The 16,504-nt window shown below is 68.5% G+C and carries 14 protein-coding genes; 10 read left to right on the top strand and 4 right to left on the bottom strand.

All coding sequences use genetic code 11. The annotated features are described in order from the left end of the window. Positions 1-21 precede the first annotated feature (21 nt). From ABID77_RS01505 to ABID77_RS01495, 3 genes are read left to right on the top strand one after another with little or no spacing between them, the layout of a single operon-like run. Positions 22-1,944 carry a PrkA family serine protein kinase gene (locus ABID77_RS01505; protein WP_429589821.1) on the top strand — a complete coding sequence of 641 codons (1,923 nt, stop codon included), beginning with the start codon at positions 22-24 and terminating at the stop codon, positions 1,942-1,944. Positions 1,945-2,003: 59 nt separating this feature from the next. Further along, positions 2,004-3,293: a YeaH/YhbH family protein gene (locus ABID77_RS01500; RefSeq protein WP_429593218.1), complete on the top strand. Its 1,290-nt coding sequence runs from the start codon at positions 2,004-2,006 to the stop codon at positions 3,291-3,293. After that, a complete protein-coding gene (locus tag ABID77_RS01495; protein WP_429589818.1) occupies positions 3,290-4,825 on the top strand; it encodes a SpoVR family protein in 1,536 nt (511 codons plus the stop codon). The genes ABID77_RS01500 and ABID77_RS01495 overlap by 4 nt, the downstream gene beginning before the upstream one ends. A 21-nt stretch (positions 4,826-4,846) precedes the next feature. Here ABID77_RS01495 and ABID77_RS01490 read toward each other — a convergent pair whose 3' ends face one another. Further along, a complete protein-coding gene (locus tag ABID77_RS01490) occupies positions 4,847-5,572 on the bottom strand; it encodes a DNA-3-methyladenine glycosylase I (protein WP_429589816.1) in 726 nt (241 codons plus the stop codon). Further along, the gene (gene aroQ, locus ABID77_RS01485) at positions 5,529-5,981 is read right to left on the bottom strand and encodes a type II 3-dehydroquinate dehydratase (protein ID WP_429589813.1); all 453 of its coding nucleotides are present in this window, start codon (positions 5,979-5,981) and stop codon (positions 5,529-5,531) included. Before aroQ ends, ABID77_RS01490 begins: the two co-directional genes overlap by 44 nt. 127 nt (positions 5,982-6,108) lie before the next feature. Between aroQ and ABID77_RS01480 the strand changes: the two genes are divergently transcribed. The 5 genes from ABID77_RS01480 to ABID77_RS01460 all read left to right on the top strand — a co-directional run bounded on the left by ABID77_RS01480 (position 6,109) and on the right by ABID77_RS01460 (position 11,522). Then, entirely contained in the window at positions 6,109-7,230 is a 1,122-nt protein-coding gene (locus ABID77_RS01480; RefSeq protein ID WP_429589810.1) for an S-(hydroxymethyl)glutathione dehydrogenase/class III alcohol dehydrogenase, read from the top strand. Beyond that, the gene (locus ABID77_RS01475) at positions 7,223-8,158 is read left to right on the top strand and encodes an alpha/beta fold hydrolase (protein ID WP_429589807.1); all 936 of its coding nucleotides are present in this window, start codon (positions 7,223-7,225) and stop codon (positions 8,156-8,158) included. Before ABID77_RS01480 ends, ABID77_RS01475 begins: the two co-directional genes overlap by 8 nt. Before the next feature lie 7 nt (positions 8,159-8,165). Continuing rightward, a complete protein-coding gene (gene fghA / locus ABID77_RS01470; RefSeq protein WP_429589804.1) occupies positions 8,166-9,035 on the top strand; it encodes an S-formylglutathione hydrolase in 870 nt (289 codons plus the stop codon). Then, the gene (locus ABID77_RS01465) at positions 9,032-9,718 is read left to right on the top strand and encodes a 3'-5' exonuclease (protein WP_429589802.1); all 687 of its coding nucleotides are present in this window, start codon (positions 9,032-9,034) and stop codon (positions 9,716-9,718) included. Before fghA ends, ABID77_RS01465 begins: the two co-directional genes overlap by 4 nt. Before the next feature lie 199 nt (positions 9,719-9,917). Continuing rightward, complete coding sequence (locus ABID77_RS01460) at positions 9,918-11,522, top strand: methyl-accepting chemotaxis protein (RefSeq protein ID WP_429589799.1); 1,605 nt, start codon at positions 9,918-9,920, stop codon at positions 11,520-11,522. Positions 11,523-11,534: 12 nt separating this feature from the next. On the opposite strand, the gene ABID77_RS01455 is transcribed toward ABID77_RS01460, so the two are convergent. After that, positions 11,535-12,104, bottom strand: coding sequence for a gluconokinase (locus ABID77_RS01455; protein ID WP_429589796.1), 570 nt, complete (start codon positions 12,102-12,104; stop codon positions 11,535-11,537). A 213-nt stretch (positions 12,105-12,317) separates the two neighbouring features. Between ABID77_RS01455 and ABID77_RS01450 the strand changes: the two genes are divergently transcribed. Continuing rightward, positions 12,318-12,944: a hypothetical protein gene (locus ABID77_RS01450; protein ID WP_429589793.1), complete on the top strand. Its 627-nt coding sequence runs from the start codon at positions 12,318-12,320 to the stop codon at positions 12,942-12,944. Between the two features lie 21 nt (positions 12,945-12,965). On the opposite strand, the gene ABID77_RS01445 is transcribed toward ABID77_RS01450, so the two are convergent. Next, positions 12,966-14,054 carry a PA0069 family radical SAM protein gene (locus tag ABID77_RS01445; protein ID WP_429589790.1) on the bottom strand — a complete coding sequence of 363 codons (1,089 nt, stop codon included), beginning with the start codon at positions 14,052-14,054 and terminating at the stop codon, positions 12,966-12,968. Positions 14,055-14,261: 207 nt separating this feature from the next. On the opposite strand from ABID77_RS01445, the gene glgB reads away from it, so the two are divergent. Next, positions 14,262-16,163 (top strand): 1,4-alpha-glucan branching protein GlgB, encoded by a 1,902-nt coding sequence (gene glgB, locus ABID77_RS01440; protein ID WP_429589787.1) that lies wholly within the window; start codon positions 14,262-14,264, stop codon positions 16,161-16,163. The last annotated feature ends 341 nt before the right edge of the window (positions 16,164-16,504 follow it).

The raw sequence follows: 16,504 nt of genomic DNA, 5'->3' as shown, positions 1-16,504 counted from the left end.
TGACTCGATGGAGGTATTTCCATGGACGTGATCAGCAACTTTGCCGCCCGCTACGACCGCACGCGAGAAGAGGTTCTCTCGCTGCAGGAGTATCTGGATCTCTGCAAGCGCGACCCGCTCGCCTACGCCACCGCCGCCGAACGCATGCTGCGGGCCATCGGCGATCCGCAGCTGGTCGACACGCGCAACGACCCTCGCCTCTCGCGCATCTTCGCCAACAAGGTGATCAAGCTCTATCCGGCGTTCAAGGAGTTCTACGGCATGGAGGACGCCATCGAACAGGTGGTGTCGTACTTCCGGCATGCCGCGCAGGGGCTGGAGGAAAAGAAGCAGATCCTCTATCTGCTCGGCCCGGTGGGTGGCGGCAAGAGCTCCATCGCCGAGCGCCTGAAGCAGCTCATGGAACACGTGCCGTTCTACGCCATCAAGGGCTCGCCGGTGAACGAGTCGCCGTTGGGCCTGTTCGACCCGGTGGAGGACGGCGAGATCCTGGAGAAGGAATACGGCATCCCGCGCCGCTACCTGCAGCGCATCCTCTCGCCCTGGGCGGTGAAGCGGCTGGAGGAATACGGCGGCGACATCCGCAAGTTCCAGGTCGTCAAGCGCTATCCGTCGGTGCTGCGCCAGATCGGCGTGGCCAAGACCGAGCCGGGCGACGAGAACAACCAGGACATCTCCTCCCTCGTCGGCAAGATCGACATCCGCAAGCTGGAGACCTACGCGCAGGACGACCCCGACGCGTACTCCTATTCCGGCGGCCTGTGCCTGGCCAACCAGGGCCTGCTCGAGTTCGTGGAGATGTTCAAGGCGCCGATCAAGGTGCTGCATCCGCTGCTCACGGCCACGCAGGAAGGCAACTTCAAGGGCACCGAGGGTTTCGGCGCCATCCCCTTCGACGGCATCGTGCTCGCCCACAGCAACGAGAGCGAGTGGAAGGCGTTCCGCAACAACAAGAACAACGAGGCCTTCCTCGATCGCATCTACATCGTCAAGGTGCCCTACAGCCTGCGCGTGTCCGAGGAGATCAAGATCTACGAGAAGCTGGTGCGCACGTCGTCGCTGGCGCAGGCGCCCTGCGCGCCCGGCACGCTGCGCATGATGGCCCAGTTCTCGGTGCTCACGCGGCTGAAGGAACCGGAGAACTCCAGCATCTTCAGCAAGATGCAGATCTACGACGGCGAGAGCCTGAAGGACACCGACCCCAAGGCCAAGTCGCTGCAGGAGTACCGCGACTACGCGGGCGTCGACGAGGGCATGAGCGGCGTGTCCACGCGCTTCGCCTTCAAGATCATCTCGCGCGTCTTCAACTTCGACAGTTCCGAGATCGCCGCCAATCCGGTGCACTTGATGTACGTGCTGGAGCAGCAGATCGAGCGCGAGCAGTTCCCGGCCGAGACCGAGCAGAAGTACCTCGCCTACATCAAGGAGCAGCTCGCCGCGCGCTATGCGGAGTTCATCGGCAAGGAGATCCAGACCGCCTACCTGGAGAGCTACAGCGAGTACGGCCAGAACATCTTCGACCGCTACGTGACCTACGCCGACTACTGGATCCAGGACCAGGAATACCGCGACGTCGACACCGGCGAGGTGTTCGACCGCGTCTCGCTCAACGCGGAACTGGAGAAGATCGAGAAGCCCGCGGGCATCTCGAACCCGAAGGACTTCCGCAACGAGATCGTCAACTTCGTGCTGCGCGCGCGGGCCGGCAATGCCGGCAGCAATCCGGCCTGGACCAGCTACGAGAAGCTGCGCACGGTGATCGAGAAGAAGATGTTCTCCAACACCGAGGAGTTGCTCCCCGTCATCAGCTTCAACACCAAGAGCAGCGCCGACGAGCAGAAGAAGCATCAGGACTTCGTCGCGCGCATGGTGGAGAAGGGCTACACGCCCAAGCAGGTGCGTCTGCTGTGCGAGTGGTATCTGAGGGTGCGCAAGAGTTCGTGAGTCTTCCGGTTCCTGGGTGAGGTGGATGCGCTTCGGCGCGGAGGTCCGGCAACGTGGCAATGCTTCAACAGATCATCGATCGGCGCCTGTCGGGCAAGAACAAGTCGATCGGCAACCGCGAGCGCTTCCTGCGTCGCTATCGAGGACAGATCCGCGACGCGGTGAGGAAGGCCGTCAGCGGGCGCAACATCCGCGACCTCGAACGTGCCGAGGACATCACGCTGCCCAAGCGCGACGTCTCCGAGCCGGTCTTCGGCCACGGGGCCGGCGGCAACCGCGAATACGTGCATCCGGGCAACCAGGAGTACTTGGCCGGCGACCGGATCGCCCGGCCGCCCGGCGGCGGTTCGGGCAAGGGCAAGGGCAGCGGCCAGGCCGGCGACAGCGGCGAGGGCGAGGACGATTTCGTCTTCACGCTCACCCGGGAGGAATTCATGCAGGTCTTCTTCGAGGACCTCGCCCTGCCCCATCTCGTCCGCACGCAGCTGGCCGAGGTGCCGGAATGGAAGAGCCACCGGGCCGGCTTCAAGAGCGACGGCAATCCGAGCAGCCTGCATGTCGTGCGCTCGATGCGCGGGGCGCTCGCGCGGCGCATCGCGCTCGGCGGCGCGGAGCGCATCGCGCTGCACCGCATGGAGGCCGAGCTGCTGCGGCTGGAACTCGAACCCGATGCCGACGCGCCTCCGCTGTCCGAGCGCATCGACGTGCTGAAGGCCGAGATCGCCGAGGCGCGTCGCACCGCCAAGCACGTGCCCTACATCGACCCGATCGACCTGCGCTTCCGCAACCGCGTGCGCGTGCCGGTGCCCAGCGCCAAGGCGGTGATGTTCTGCCTGATGGACGTCTCGGGTTCGATGGACGAGTCGCGCAAGGACATGTCCAAGCGCTTCTTCATGCTGCTCTACCTGTTCCTCACGCGGCATTACGAGAAGATCGAGCTGGTCTTCATCCGCCACCACACGCAGGCGCAGGAGGTCGGCGAGGAGGAGTTCTTCCGCGCCACCGAGACCGGCGGCACGGTGGTCTCCAGCGCGCTGGTGCTGATGGAGGAGATCGTGCGCGCGCGCTATCCCAGCGGCGAATGGAACATCTACGGCGCCCAGGCCAGCGACGGCGACAACTGGCACCAGGACAGCGGCCGCTGCCGCAAGCTGCTCGACGAGTCGATCCTGCCGCTGGTGCGCTACTACGCCTACGTGCAGGTGGCCGACGCCGAGCAGAACCTGTGGCAGGAGTACGCCCAGCTCGCCGCCATCAAGACCAACTTCGCGATGCGCAAGGTCGCGAGCGCGCAGGACATCTACCCGGTGTTCCGCGATCTGTTCAAGAAGGAAGGAACGCACGCATGACGACCGACCTGCTCTCCCCGCCCCGCGCCGCGAAACTGCCCAGCCCGTCGGACTGGACCTTCGACCTGATCGAGACGTACCACCGCGAGATCCGGCGCACCGCCGAGTCCTTCCGGCTCGACACCTACCCGATCCAGCTGGAGGTCATCACCTCCGAGCAGATGATGGACGCCTACGCCAGCGTGGGCATGCCGGTCATCTACCGCCACTGGTCCTACGGCAAGCAGTTCATCGCCACGGAGAAGAACTACAAGCGCGGCCACATGGGCCTGGCCTACGAGATCGTCATCAACTCCGACCCCTGCATCGCCTACCTCATGGAGGAGAACACATTGGCGATGCAGGCCCTGGTGATCGCCCACGCGGCCTACGGCCACAACAGCTTCTTCAAGGGCAACTACCTGTTCCGCATGTGGACGGACGCCTCGTCGATCGTCGACTACCTGGTCTACGCCCGCAACTACGTGCACGAATGCGAGGAACGCCACGGGCTGGACGCGGTGGAGGAACTGCTCGACTCCTGCCACGCGCTGATGAACTACGGCGTCGACCGCTACCGCCGGCCGCAGAAGCGTTCGCTGGCGCAGGAAGTGAGCCAGCGCGCCGAGCGCGAGCACCACCTGCAGCAGCAGGTCAACGACCTCTGGCGCACCCTGCCGCGACGCGTCGAGGCGGCCGCGGGCGTGGACACGCAGCACCGCTTCCCGGCCGAGCCGCAGGAGAACCTGCTGTACTTCATCGAGAAGAACGCCGCCCTGCTCGAACCCTGGCAGCGCGAGATCGTGCGCATCGTGCGCAAGGTCGCGCAGTACTTCTATCCGCAGCGCCAGACGCAGGTCATGAACGAGGGCTGGGCCACCTTCTGGCACTACACCCTGCTCAACACCATGTACGACCGCGGCCTGCTGGCCGACGGCTTCATGATGGAGTGGCTGTCCTCGCACACCAGCGTGGTCTACCAGCCGCCGGTGGGTCATCGCGCCTACAGCGGCATCAACCCGTACGCGCTGGGTTTCGCGATGTTCACGGACCTGCGCCGCATCTGCGAGAAGCCGACCGAGGAGGACCGCCGCTGGTTCCCCGACTACGCCGGCAGCGACTGGCTCACGACGCTCGACCACGCGATGCGCAACTTCAAGGACGAGAGCTTCGTCGGCCAGTTCCTCAGTCCCAAGACGATGCGCGATTTCCGCCTCTTCGCGGTGCGCGACCACACCGACCAGCCCGAACTGGTGATCTCGGCCATCCACGACGACGGCGGCTACCAGACCCTGCGCGAATCGCTCTCGCGCCAGTACGACATCGGCAGCCGCGAGCCCGACATCCAGGTCTGGAACGTCAACCTGCGCGGCGACCGCGCGCTCACGCTGCGCCACGTGCAGCGCAACGGCCGGCCGCTGCACGAGGGCACGCACGAGGTGCTCAAGCACGTCGCGCGGCTGTGGGGCTTCGACGTGCGGCTGGAGAACGTCGATGCGCTGGGCCGCGTGACCCTGCGCGACACCGCACCGGGGCCCAAGCACCACTTCTGAGCGCGTGGCCTGCCCACCGCTTCAGGTGGGCACCGGCACGCGCAGTTCCCGGCGCGCCTGCAGCGCCCGATCGCGCGCCGCACAGCCCTCGACGTGGTCGTTGACCAGTCCCATCGCCTGCATGAAGGCGTACATCGTGGTCGGCCCGACTAAACGCCAGCCGCGCTTCTTCAGGTCCTTCGACAACGCGGTCGAGGCCGCCGAGGTGGTGAACGCCGCCAGCGCCTGCGCCGTGACGCGCGCCGGCCGCGCCGACGCCTCGGGCTCGAAGCGCCACGCGTAGGCGGCGAGCGAGCCGAACTCCCGGCGCAGTTCGATCACGCGGCGGGCGTTGTTGATCGTCGACTCGATCTTGCCGCGATGGCGCACGATGCCCGCGTTTGCGAGCAGCCGCGCGACGTCGGCGGCATCGAAGCGCGCAACGGCCTCGGCGTCGAAACCGGCGAAGGCGCGGCGGAAATGCTCGCGCTTGTTGAGGATGGTGAGCCAGCTCAGGCCGGCCTGGAAGCCTTCGAGGCAGAGCTTCTCGAACAGGCGCCGGTCGTCGGTGACCGGGAAGCCCCACTCGTGGTCGTGATAGTGCCGGTAGGCCGGTGTCGCCCGGCACCAGTGACAGCGCGCCAGACCGTCGTCGTCGGCGACGAAGAGGCCGTCGCCGGCACTGGACGCAGGTACGTCCGGCGATGGCGACGGGCCCGCGCCGTCATCTTTCCTCGAGTCGCGCCAGCGCCTCGATGGCCAGCGCATAGCCTTTCACGCCGAAGCCGACGATGATCCCGCGCGCCACCGGCGAGATGTACGAGTGGTGGCGGAAGGCCTCGCGCGCGTGCACGTTGGAGATGTGCAGCTCGATCACCGGCACGCTGGCGCCCTTGATGGCGTCGTGCAGCGCGACCGAGGTGTGGGTGTAGGCGCCGGCGTTGAACACCACGCCCAGCAGCCGGCCGGCGGCGACCTCGCGGCCGGACTCGTGGATCCAGTCGATCAGCGCGCCTTCGTGGTTCGACTGGCGGCATTCGATCTCGATGCCGAGCTTCGCGCCGGCTTCCTCGCACAGGCGCACGACGTCGGGCAGGGTCTCGTGACCGTACTGCGCCGGCTCGCGCGTGCCGAGCAGGTTGAGGTTGGGGCCGTTGAGGACGAGGATCTTCTTCATGGGCGGTCTCCGAATGGTGGCCTGGGGCCTGGGACGGGAATGGGGGCGGTCATTATGTCGGTCGTCGAACCGTTTTAAGCTCGCTCGTCCACGGCATGCGCCGTCCCCTCTCCTCAAGGACCCTTCCATGAAAACCAAAGCCGCCGTCGCCTGGCAGTCCGGCCAGCCCCTCACCATCGAAACCGTCGACCTCGAGGGGCCGAAGTTCGGCGAGGTGCTCGTCGAGATCAAGGCCACCGGCATCTGCCACACCGACTACTACACGCTCTCGGGCGCCGATCCCGAGGGCATCTTCCCGGCCATCCTGGGCCACGAAGGCGCGGGCATCGTGGTCGACGTCGGCCCCGGCGTGACCTCGCTGAAGAAGGGCGACCACGTCATCCCGCTCTACACGCCGGAATGCCGCCAGTGCAAGTTCTGCCTCTCGCGCAAGACAAACCTGTGCCAGCTCATCCGCGGCACCCAGGGCAAGGGCCTGATGCCCGACGCCACCTCGCGCTTCAGCCTCGACGGCAAGCCCATCTTCCACTACATGGGAACCTCGACCTTCAGCAACTACACGGTCGCGCCGGAGATCTCGCTGGCCAAGATCCGCGAGGACGCGCCCTTCGACAAGGTCTGCTACATCGGCTGCGGCGTGACCACCGGCATCGGCGCGGTGATCTTCACGGCCAAGGTCGAAGCCGGCGCCAATGTCGTCGTGTTCGGCCTCGGCGGCATCGGCCTGAACGTGATTCAGGGCGCGAAGATGGTGGGCGCCGACAAGATCATCGGCGTCGACCTCAACCCCGAGCGCGAGGCGATGGCGCGCCAGTTCGGCATGACGCACTTCCTCAATCCGAAGAACATCGAGGCGGCCGGCGGCAACATCGTCGACGCCATCGTGCAGCTCACCGACGGCGGCGCCGACTACAGCTTCGAGTGCATCGGCAACACGAAGGTGATGCGCCAGGCGCTCGAATGCACGCACAAGGGCTGGGGTCGCAGCATCATCATCGGCGTGGCCGAGGCCGGCGCGGAGATCAGCACGCGGCCGTTCCAGCTCGTCACCGGGCGCCACTGGGAGGGCTCGGCCTTCGGCGGCGCGCGCGGCCGCACCGACGTGCCGAAGATCGTCGACTGGTACATGGAAGGCAAGATCGACATCGACAGCCTGATCACCCACACCATGCCGCTGGAAGACATCAACAAGGGCTTCGACCTGATGAAGCGCGGCGAGTCGATTCGCGGCGTGGTGCTGTATGACTGATGCCGAAGCCTCGCTCGGCGACCTGCGCCGCGTGCGCGCCGGGGTGCTGGACGTCGCCTTCCACGAGAGCGGCCCGACCGACGGCACGCCGGTGCTGCTGATGCACGGCTTCCCCTACGACGTCCACGCCTACACCGAGGTCGCCCCGCTGCTGGCCGCGCAGGGCTGCCGCGTGATCGTGCCCTACCTGCGCGGCTACGGACCGACCTCCTTCGTCGACGACGCGACGCCGCGCTCGGGCGAGCAGGCCGCGCTCGGCGCCGACCTGCTCGCGCTGCTCGACGCGCTGGGCATCGAGCGCGCCGTGCTGGCCGGCTTCGACTGGGGCGGCCGCGCGGCCTGCATCGTCGCGGCGCTGTGGCCCGAGCGCTGCATCGGCCTGGTCTCGTGCAACAGCTACAACCTCCAGCACATCGCCGCCGCCGGCAGGCCGGCCCCGCCCGCGAACGAGCATCGCCACTGGTACCAGTACTACTTCCATTCCGAACGCGGGCGCGCCGGACTGGAACAGAACCGCGAGGAACTCTGCCGGCTGCTGTGGTCGCTGTGGTCGCCCACCTGGGCCTTCGACGACGCCACCTACGCGCGCACGGCCGCCGCCTTCGTCAACCCGGACTTCGTCGACGTGGTGATCCACTCCTACCGCCATCGCCACGGCCTGGTGGCAGGCGATCCGGCGGTACAAGACATCGAGGCGCGTCTGGCCGAGCAGCCGGACATCACCGTGCCCGCCATCACGCTCGACGGCGGCGACGACGGCGTGATGTCGGTCGGCGGCACCGCCAGCCACGCGCATCACTTCACCGGCCGCCACGAGCACCGCGTCGTGCCCGGCGCCGGCCACAACCCGCCGCAGGAACAGCCACGGGCCTTCGCCGACGCCGTCCTCGACGTCATCGCGCCCGCACCGCGCTCGACCGCCCCCTGACCAACCCATGACCGACGCACTCAAGACCCTCTCCGAGCACCGCTGCTTCGGCGGCACGCAGCGCTTCTGCGAACACGACTCGCGCGAGACCCAGCGGCCGATGCGCTTCTCGGTCTTCCTGCCGCCGCAGGCCGCGCCGGACCGGCCGGTGCCCGCCGTCGTCTATCTCGCCGGCCTGACCTGCAACGAGGAGACCTTCCCGACCAAGGCCGGCGCCCAGCGGCTGGCGGCCGAGCTGGGCCTGGCGCTGGTCGCGCCCGACACCAGCCCGCGCGGCGCGAACGTGCCGGGCGAGGCCGACAGCTGGGACTTCGGCGTCGGCGCCGGCTTCTACCTCGACGCCACCGAGGCTCCCTGGGCCACCAACTGGCGCATGGAGAGCTGGCTGATCGACGAGCTGCTGCCCCTGCTGGGCGCCGCCCTGCCGATCGACAGGTCGCGCCTGGGCGTCTTCGGCCACTCGATGGGCGGCCACGGCGCCCTGACGCTGGCGCTGCGGCACCCGGGCGTGTTCAGGTCGCTCTCGGCATTGGCGCCGATCTGCGCGCCGATGCGCTGCCCGTGGGGCGAGAAGGCCTTCACCGGCTACCTCGGCGCCGACCGCACGCGCTGGGTCGAGCACGACGCCACCGTGCTGATGGAGCACCAGCCGACGCCGCCCTACCCCGGCGGCATCCTGGTCGACCAGGGACTGGACGACAAATTCCTCGCCGCCGGCCAGCTGCGGCCGGAACTGCTCGAAGCCGCCTGCGCCGCCATCGGCCAGCCGCTGACCCTGCGCCGCCACGCGGGCTACGACCACGGCTACTACTTCGTGCAGAGCGTCGTCGGCGACCACCTCGCGCACCATGCGCGGCAACTGGGAGCGGCGGCGTGAGCGGGCGCGACGACGGCGCCCCCGAAGCCCCCGCGGCCCCGACGCGGATGCAGCAGTCCAACCGGCCGCAGGTCCCCACGCGCGAGGAGATCGCGCTGCTCGACGTCTTCGAGGGCCTGGGCATGCGCGACATCGAGGTCGTCTCGACGGCGCAGCAGGCGGCCGGCGCGCTGGCCGCCGTCGGCGCGTTGCGGGTGGTCGGCTTCGACACCGAATCGAAGCCGACCTTCCTGAAGCACGAGGTCTCCACCGGCCCGCACGTGGTGCAGTTCGCCTCGCTCGACAAGGCATGGGTGTTCCAGCTGCACGACCCCGACTGCCGCGCCGCCGCCGCCCACCTGCTGGCCTCCAGCGCGCTGACCAAGGTCGGCTTCGGCCTGGCCGGCGACCGCACGCAGATCCGCCACACGCTGGGCATCGAGCCGCAGGCGGTGGTCGATCTCGACACCGTCTTCAAGCGGCGCGGGTTCCGCAACTCGGTGGGCGTCAAGGGCGCCGTGGCGATGGTCTTCGGCCGGCGCTTCGTGAAGTCGCGCAAGCAGACGACGTCGAACTGGGCGGCGAAGCAGCTGTCCGAGGGCCAGGTCTGCTACGCCGCCAACGATGCCTACGCGGCGCTGCGCGTGAGCGAGGCGCTGGGGCTGGACGCGCCGTCACTGACGCCGTTGCCATTGTCGGCTTGAAGGACGCGGCCCGCGCCGCGTCGCCCGGTCGGACGAGCAGTCGATGCCGCATCGCTCGAATTGCGACGCGACATCCTCGATGTTCGATTGCAAACCAGGAAATAGTGCCGAAGATTAATACAAACAGATTATTTAATTTTGTATATAAAAAGGATAAAATCTATTGTATTAATTTATAAGTATTACAAGATTCCTGGAAATGAAGCTCTCTGATTTTCGACTGCGAACCAAATTGGGTTTTTCCTTTCTGCTGATGCTGCTAATCAGCATGTTCATCGGTGCCGCCAGCCTGACGGGGATGCGAAGGCTCGGGCACGAGACCGAGGAGATGGCCGGCAATTGGATTCCCAGCATCGCCGTCCTGGGAGAAATACGCGTTCAGGCGAACGACTTGCGGCGGTTCGAAATCCAGACCCTGCTCGACGTGCCCGCCGACGAGATCAGGGACCTGTTGAGCAATCAAAGGATCGCCCGACAGGCCATCGAGAGCAGCATCTCGAAATACAGGGATTTGATCTCGAGCCCCGAAGAACGTGAATTGGCGGATCGTTATGTCGGTCAATTGAATGCCTATCTGTCCGCCATGGACAAGACCGAGGCGCTCATCCGCACGGGCACCAGGGAATCCCATGCGGCGGCACTCGAGGGACTGACCGGATCCGGTCGCACCGCCTATCAGGCGTCGGCGAAGACACTCGACGCCCTGGTGACGCTCAATCGCAAGGGCGCGGACGCATCGGCGTCGATCGCGCGCGCGGCCTACGACCAGGGCATCCTCGACATGATCGTCATCCTGGTCCTGGCCGTCGCGATGACGACCGCACTCACCGCATGGATCGTGCGCATGGTGACGCGTCCGCTGCAGTTGGCCGTCGATGCGTCGAACGCCATCGCCGGGGGCGACCTGTCCGCTGAGATCCGCAGCGAAGGCCGCGACGAGACCGCCCAGTTGCTGCAGGCGCTCGCACAGATGCAGAAGCAGCTCGCGCTCGTGGTGGGCGACGTGCGGCGCAACGCGGAGGGCGTCGCCACCGCCAGCGCGCAGATCGCCCAGGGCAACCTCGACCTGTCGGCCCGCACCGAGCAGCAGGCCTCGGCCCTGGAGGAGACCGCCGCCTCGATGGAGGAACTCAGTTCCACCGTGCGGCAGAACGCGGCGAACGCCCAGCAGGCCAACCGGCTGGCTGGCAACGCGTCCGTCGTGGCCGTCAGCAGCGGCGAGGTGGTGGCCGAGGTCGTCGACACGATGCGCGGCATCTCGGAGAGCTCGCGGCGCATCGGCGACATCATCGGCACCATCGACGGCATCGCGTTCCAGACCAACATCCTGGCCCTCAACGCGGCCGTGGAGGCGGCGCGCGCCGGTGAGCAGGGCCGGGGCTTCGCCGTGGTGGCGAGCGAGGTGCGCCACCTCGCGCAACGCAGCGCCGATGCCGCCAAGGAGATCAAGACGCTCATCGGCGACAGCGTCGCGCGGGTCGAGCAGGGCACGCTGCTGGTCGACCGGGCCGGCACGACCATGACGGAGGTCGTCGATTCGATCCAGCGCGTCACCGAGATCATGGCCGAGATCAGCACGGCCAGCATTGAGCAGAGCCAGGGCGTGTCGCAGGTGGGCGAGGCCGTGACGCAGATGGACCAGGCCACGCAGCAGAACGCGGCGCTGGTGGAGGAGTCGGCCGCCGCCGCCGACAGCCTCAAGGGACAGGCCGAACACCTCGTCCACGCGGTCGCGTTCTTCAAGCTGGGTGGCAGGTCGCATGCGGCCATGGACCGCGACGGCACCCTGGCGTTGGCGTTCTAGCGCCGACGGCGATCAGGCGCGATCGTGGCCCGCAGCGGACGCCTGCTCCAGCCACCGCGCCACCGCCTCCACCGACCGCGCCATCGGCGCCGTCGCCGGCACGTCGATCACGCCCGGCTCGCCGACGGGCGACTCCAGCGTGGCGAACTGGTTGGCCACCAGGCTGGCCGGAAACATGTGGTGCGACGAACGGGCCGCGACGCGGCGCTCGGCCTCGTCGCGCTCCAGCGCCAGGAAGACGAAGCGCAGGCCGGGCACCGCCGCGCGCAGGCGTTCCCGGTAGTCGCGCTTGAGGGCCGAGCAGGTGAGCACCGCGCCGTGGCGGGCGTCGGCCAGCGCATGCCCCAGGGTGTCGAGCCAGCCGGCGCGGTCGGCGTCGGTCAGCGGGGTGCCGGCGCTCATCTTCTCAACGTTGGCCGGCGGATGGAAGTCGTCGCCCTCGATCAGCGGCAGGTGCAGACGCTCGGCCAGCGCGGCGCCGAGCGTGGACTTGCCGCAGCCCGAGACGCCCATGACGACGAGCCAGCAGGCGGTGGCGGGGCCGGAGGGTCGGGTCGGATCGGCGGCGGGGTCTTGGGACATGGTGCGAGGTGTGGAGGAGACGAAGCGAGGATCGGATGACGGCTGACTGCGCAGGCCGTCTTTGTACTGCGCCGGAAGGCGGCGACGCGCCCGATTCTCGGCATGCGCCGGACGACGGACAAGTCCCACCACCGAGGGAAGACCCTCCGTCCGCCCCCGGACAGGTCGTCGACGGGCCTTGCCGACGCTCATCCATCCATCGAGTCCACCGCCATGAACACACTCCTCCGCTTTGCCCGCCCCGCCGCCCTCGCCCTGGCCACCACCCTGCTCGTCGCCTGCGCCTCGACGCCGCGGCCGGAGGCCCAGTGGGTCGACCCCGTGCTGGGCGCGCAATCCCGCTTCCTCCAGGGCCAGAAGGTGCTGGTGGCCTGCGACGTCCCGGACGCGGCGCTGCGTCAGCTGTGCCAGGACGCCCTGTTCCAGGAGGTGCTGTCCAAGGGCGCGCAGCCGGTCGTGCTGCCCGCCGGCGCCACCTTCATGACCGATCGCCAGCTCGACGGCCAGCTGGTCGGCAACGCGGCCGGCCTGGGCGCGAAGGCCGTGATCGTGCTGGCGCTGACGCCGGCGACCGCCAGCGTCGGGTCGGGCATGTCGCTGGGCATCGGCGGCTTCAGCTTCGGCCGGGGCGGCGGCGGCGGCATCGGCCTGGGCGTGCCGATCGGCGGCTCGCAGGTCAGCACCGGCTTCTCCGCCAACGGCCGCGTCACCGACGCGCGCACCGGGCGGCTGGTCTGGACCACGAGCTTCGTGGCCGCGCCGTCGCAGGACCTGCGCGCGCAGTCGGCGGCGCTGGCGAAGTCGGTGATCGACGCGGCGCAGGCGTCGGGGTTGTTCTGATGCCCCACCCTCGGCGGAGCTTCAGAACAGACTCCCCTGCCCCGCCGCCCCCGGCGGCCTGAACGCCCCCAGGTCCAGCGCGATGCGCTCGCGGCCGAAGCCGATGCGCCTGGTCGCCTTCACGAAGCGCTGCCGGATCAGGTCGGCCCACAGGCCGCTGCCCTTCATGCGGGTGGCGAAGTCGGCGTCGTAGTCCTTGCCGCCGCGCATGTCCTGGATGCGTGCCATGACGCGCTCGGCGCGCTGCGGGTAGTGCAGGTCGAGCCACTGCCTGAACAGCGGCGCCACCTCCCACGGCAGGCGTACCACCGTGTAGAAGGCGCTGCGCGCGCCGGCTTCCCAGGCCGCCTCGAGCACCTGCTCCATGTCCTCGGTCACGAACGGGATCTGCGGCGCCACGCTCACGCCCACCGGCACGCCGGCCTCGGCCAGCGCGCGGATGGCGCGCAGCCGCCGGTGCGGTGCGGCGGCGCGCGGCTCCAGGGCACGGGCCAGCACGGGATCGAGCGTGGTGACGGTGACGTAGACGGCGGCCAGCCGCTGGGCCGCCATCGGCGCCAGGATGTCGAGGTCGCGCTCCACCGCGCTCGACTTGGTGACGATGCCCAACGGGTGGCGGGCTTCCTGCAGCACCTCCAGGACGGCGCGCGTGAGCCTCAGCTCGCGCTCGATCGGCTGGTAGCAGTCGGTGGCGGTGCCGATGGCGATCTGGCTCGGACGGTAGCCCTTGCGGCCGAGTTCGGCGCGCAGCACCTCGGCGATGTTGCCCTTGGCGATCAGGCGGGTCTCGAAGTCGAGGCCCGGCGACAGCCCCAGGTAGCCGTGCGTCGGCCGGGCGAAGCAGTAGATGCAGCCGTGCTCGCAGCCCCGGTACGGGTTGAGCGAGCAGTCGAAGGGGATGTCGGGCGAGTCGTTGCGGCTGAGGGCGGATTTCGCGTCCTCGAAGCGCACCTGGGTCTCGGGCGGCGTCGGACCGTCGGCCCTGCCTTCCTCCAGCGTCCCCCAGCCGTCGTCGAAGGCATCGCGCGCGTCGCGCTCGAAGCGGTGGGCGATGCGCGTCGCGGCGCCACGGCCCTTGAGCGCCTGCAGGGGGATGAATGCGTCGGCCATGAGACCTGTGGTTATACACAGTCTTCGACGCTGCAAAAACGAGAACTTTGGAATTGAACGTCGCCACGGGTCTTGCACGGTCAGAAGATAGACATCGTCCGACACGTCAAAGCGCACGCTGTCACCGGAGTGTCCGCACGCATGCGTTCCAATGGTCCTCATAAGAAGCTGCCGGAATCCTCCGGCACGGACCGAGGAACTCCACCCGTGCACATCGAACAACCGCGCCTGAGCGAGCAGGACGTCTGGCTATTTCGCGAGGGCCGGCATGCCCGGCTCCACGAGACCATGGGCTGCCAGTTGCACGAGGGAGGCGGCGCCTCCTTCGCCGTCTGGGCCCCCAACGCCTGGGCCGTCTCCGTCGTCGCCGACTGGAACCACTGGAACGACCAGGCCACGCGCCTGACGCTGCGCGACGACGGCAGCGGCATCTGGGAGGGCTTCGCCCCCGAGGCCACGCGCGGCGCGGTCTACAAGTACCGGATCTTCTCGACCCAGAACGGCTACGTGGTCGACAAGGCCGACCCCTTCGCCTTCTACGCCGAGCAGGCGCCCGCCACCGGCTCGCGCGTCTGGTCGCTCGAGCACGAATGGAACGACGCCGAGTGGATGGCCGGACGTGGCCCGAAGAATGCGCTGGACGCCCCGATGTCCATCTACGAGCTGCACCCGGGCTCCTGGCAGCGCCAGGACGGGGAGATGCTCGGGTGGGCCGAACTCGGCGAGCGGCTGGCCGACTACGTGGTCGAGATGGGCTTCACGCACGTCGAGCTGATGCCGGTGACCGAGCATCCCTTCTACGGCTCCTGGGGCTACCAGACCACCGGCTACTTCGCGCCGACCTCGCGCTACGGCACGCCGCAGGAGTTCATGGCCTTCGTCGACCACATGCACCAGCGCGGCATCGGCGTGCTGCTCGACTGGGTGCCCTCGCACTTCCCCACCGACCAGCACGGGCTGGGCTATTTCGACGGCACGCACCTCTTCGAGCACGCCGATCCGCGCCAGGGCTTCCATCCGGAATGGAACTCGAGCATCTTCAACTACGGGCGCAACGAGGTCCGCAGCTTCCTGATCTCGTCGGGCCTGTTTTGGCTGGAGAAGTACCACCTCGACGGCCTGCGCGTGGACGCCGTGGCCTCCATGCTCTACCTCGACTACGCGCGCAAGCACGGCGAGTGGATCCCCAACAAGTACGGCGGCCGCGAGAACCTGGAGGCCATCGAGTTCCTGCAGGACCTCAACCGCGCGGTCTACCGCGAGCACCCCGACACCGTCTCCATCGCCGAGGAATCGACCGCCTGGCCGATGGTCTCGCGCCCGACCGACACGGGTGGCCTGGGCTTCGGCATGAAGTGGAACATGGGCTGGATGCACGACACGCTCAAGTACTTCTCGCGCGACCCGATGTACCGCCGCCATCACCAGGGGCAGCTGACCTTCTCGATGGTCTACGCCTTCGACGAGAACTTCGTGCTGCCGCTCTCGCACGACGAGGTGGTGCACGGCAAGGGCTCGCTGATCGACAAGATGCCGGGCGACGACTGGCAGCAGTTCGCCAACCTGCGCGCCCTCTTCGGCCTGATGTGGGGTCACCCGGGCAAGAAGCTGCTCTTCATGGGCTGCGAGTTCGGCCAGCGGCGCGAATGGACGCACGACGGCGAACTGCAATGGTGGGCCACCGGCGACCCGAAGCACGCCGGCCTGCAGCGCTTCGTGCGCGACCTCAACCGGCTCTACCGCGACGTGCCGGCCCTGTACGAGGTCGACTTCTCGCCGCAGGGCTTCGAGTGGATCAGCGCCGACGACAGCGCGCACAGCGTGATCGCCTTCCTGCGCAAGCCGCGCGACGGCGAAGGCAGCGCGCCGGCCCTGGTGGTCTGCAACCTGACGCCCCTGCCGCGCGTCAACTACGTCCTGGGCGTGCCGCAGGGCGGCGTCTGGGCCGAGCGGCTCAACAGCGACGCCACCGTCTACGGCGGCTCGGGCTGGGGCAACCTGGGCGACGTCACGGCGGCGCCGCTGCCCGCGCACGGCCGGCCGCACTCGCTCACGCTGACCCTGCCGCCGCTCTCGACCCTGATCCTCACGCCCGCCCAGTTCCTCTGACGCCCGACGACGCCATGCCCAAATCCGACCTGCCCGAATCCGCCAAGCCGGCGAAAGCCTCCAAGGCCGCCAAAGCCGCCAAGGACACCGCCGTCGCCCCGGCGCCGAAGAAGTCCGCCAAGCGCGCGGCCGAAGCCGCCGCGACGCCACCGGCCGTGCAGTCGACCCTGATCGACGACGCGCCGCCGGCCCTGGTGTCGATCCCGGCCGACGCCTCGCCGGCCGCGAAGACCAAGGCGCCGCGCGCCTCCCGCGCGAAGAAGCCGAAGCCGGCCGCCGTGGTCGACGGCACGCTCGAGGCGGGCGCCGATCCGGCGCCGGCCGACGGCGCCGCGTCCGCC

It is taken from the genome of Variovorax sp. PvP013 (genome assembly GCF_050435945.1).
In the GTDB taxonomy this organism is placed as follows: domain Bacteria; phylum Pseudomonadota; class Gammaproteobacteria; order Burkholderiales; family Burkholderiaceae_C; genus Variovorax.
Note: the sequence above shows the minus strand (reverse complement) of the source record. Positions and strands in the feature narration are given on the sequence as shown.

Excerpts from the sequence above, each read along its gene's own strand:
- ABID77_RS01480 (WP_429589810.1), top strand. The coding sequence starts at position 6,109 with ATGAAAACCAAAGCCGCCGTCGCCTGGCAGTCCGGCCAGCCCCTCACC.
- ABID77_RS01455 (WP_429589796.1), bottom strand. The coding sequence starts at position 12,104 with ATGTCCCAAGACCCCGCCGCCGATCCGACCCGACCCTCCGGCCCCGCC.
- aroQ (WP_429589813.1), bottom strand. The coding sequence starts at position 5,981 with ATGAAGAAGATCCTCGTCCTCAACGGCCCCAACCTCAACCTGCTCGGC.
- ABID77_RS01500 (WP_429593218.1), top strand. The coding sequence starts at position 2,004 with ATGCTTCAACAGATCATCGATCGGCGCCTGTCGGGCAAGAACAAGTCG.
- ABID77_RS01445 (WP_429589790.1), bottom strand. The coding sequence starts at position 14,054 with ATGGCCGACGCATTCATCCCCCTGCAGGCGCTCAAGGGCCGTGGCGCC.
- ABID77_RS01490 (WP_429589816.1), bottom strand. The coding sequence starts at position 5,572 with ATGCGCTGGCCATCGAGGCGCTGGCGCGACTCGAGGAAAGATGACGGC.
- fghA (WP_429589804.1), top strand. The coding sequence starts at position 8,166 with ATGACCGACGCACTCAAGACCCTCTCCGAGCACCGCTGCTTCGGCGGC.
- ABID77_RS01505 (WP_429589821.1), top strand. The coding sequence starts at position 22 with ATGGACGTGATCAGCAACTTTGCCGCCCGCTACGACCGCACGCGAGAA.
- ABID77_RS01495 (WP_429589818.1), top strand. The coding sequence starts at position 3,290 with ATGACGACCGACCTGCTCTCCCCGCCCCGCGCCGCGAAACTGCCCAGC.
- ABID77_RS01450 (WP_429589793.1), top strand. The coding sequence starts at position 12,318 with ATGAACACACTCCTCCGCTTTGCCCGCCCCGCCGCCCTCGCCCTGGCC.
- ABID77_RS01475 (WP_429589807.1), top strand. The coding sequence starts at position 7,223 with ATGACTGATGCCGAAGCCTCGCTCGGCGACCTGCGCCGCGTGCGCGCC.
- ABID77_RS01460 (WP_429589799.1), top strand. The coding sequence starts at position 9,918 with ATGAAGCTCTCTGATTTTCGACTGCGAACCAAATTGGGTTTTTCCTTT.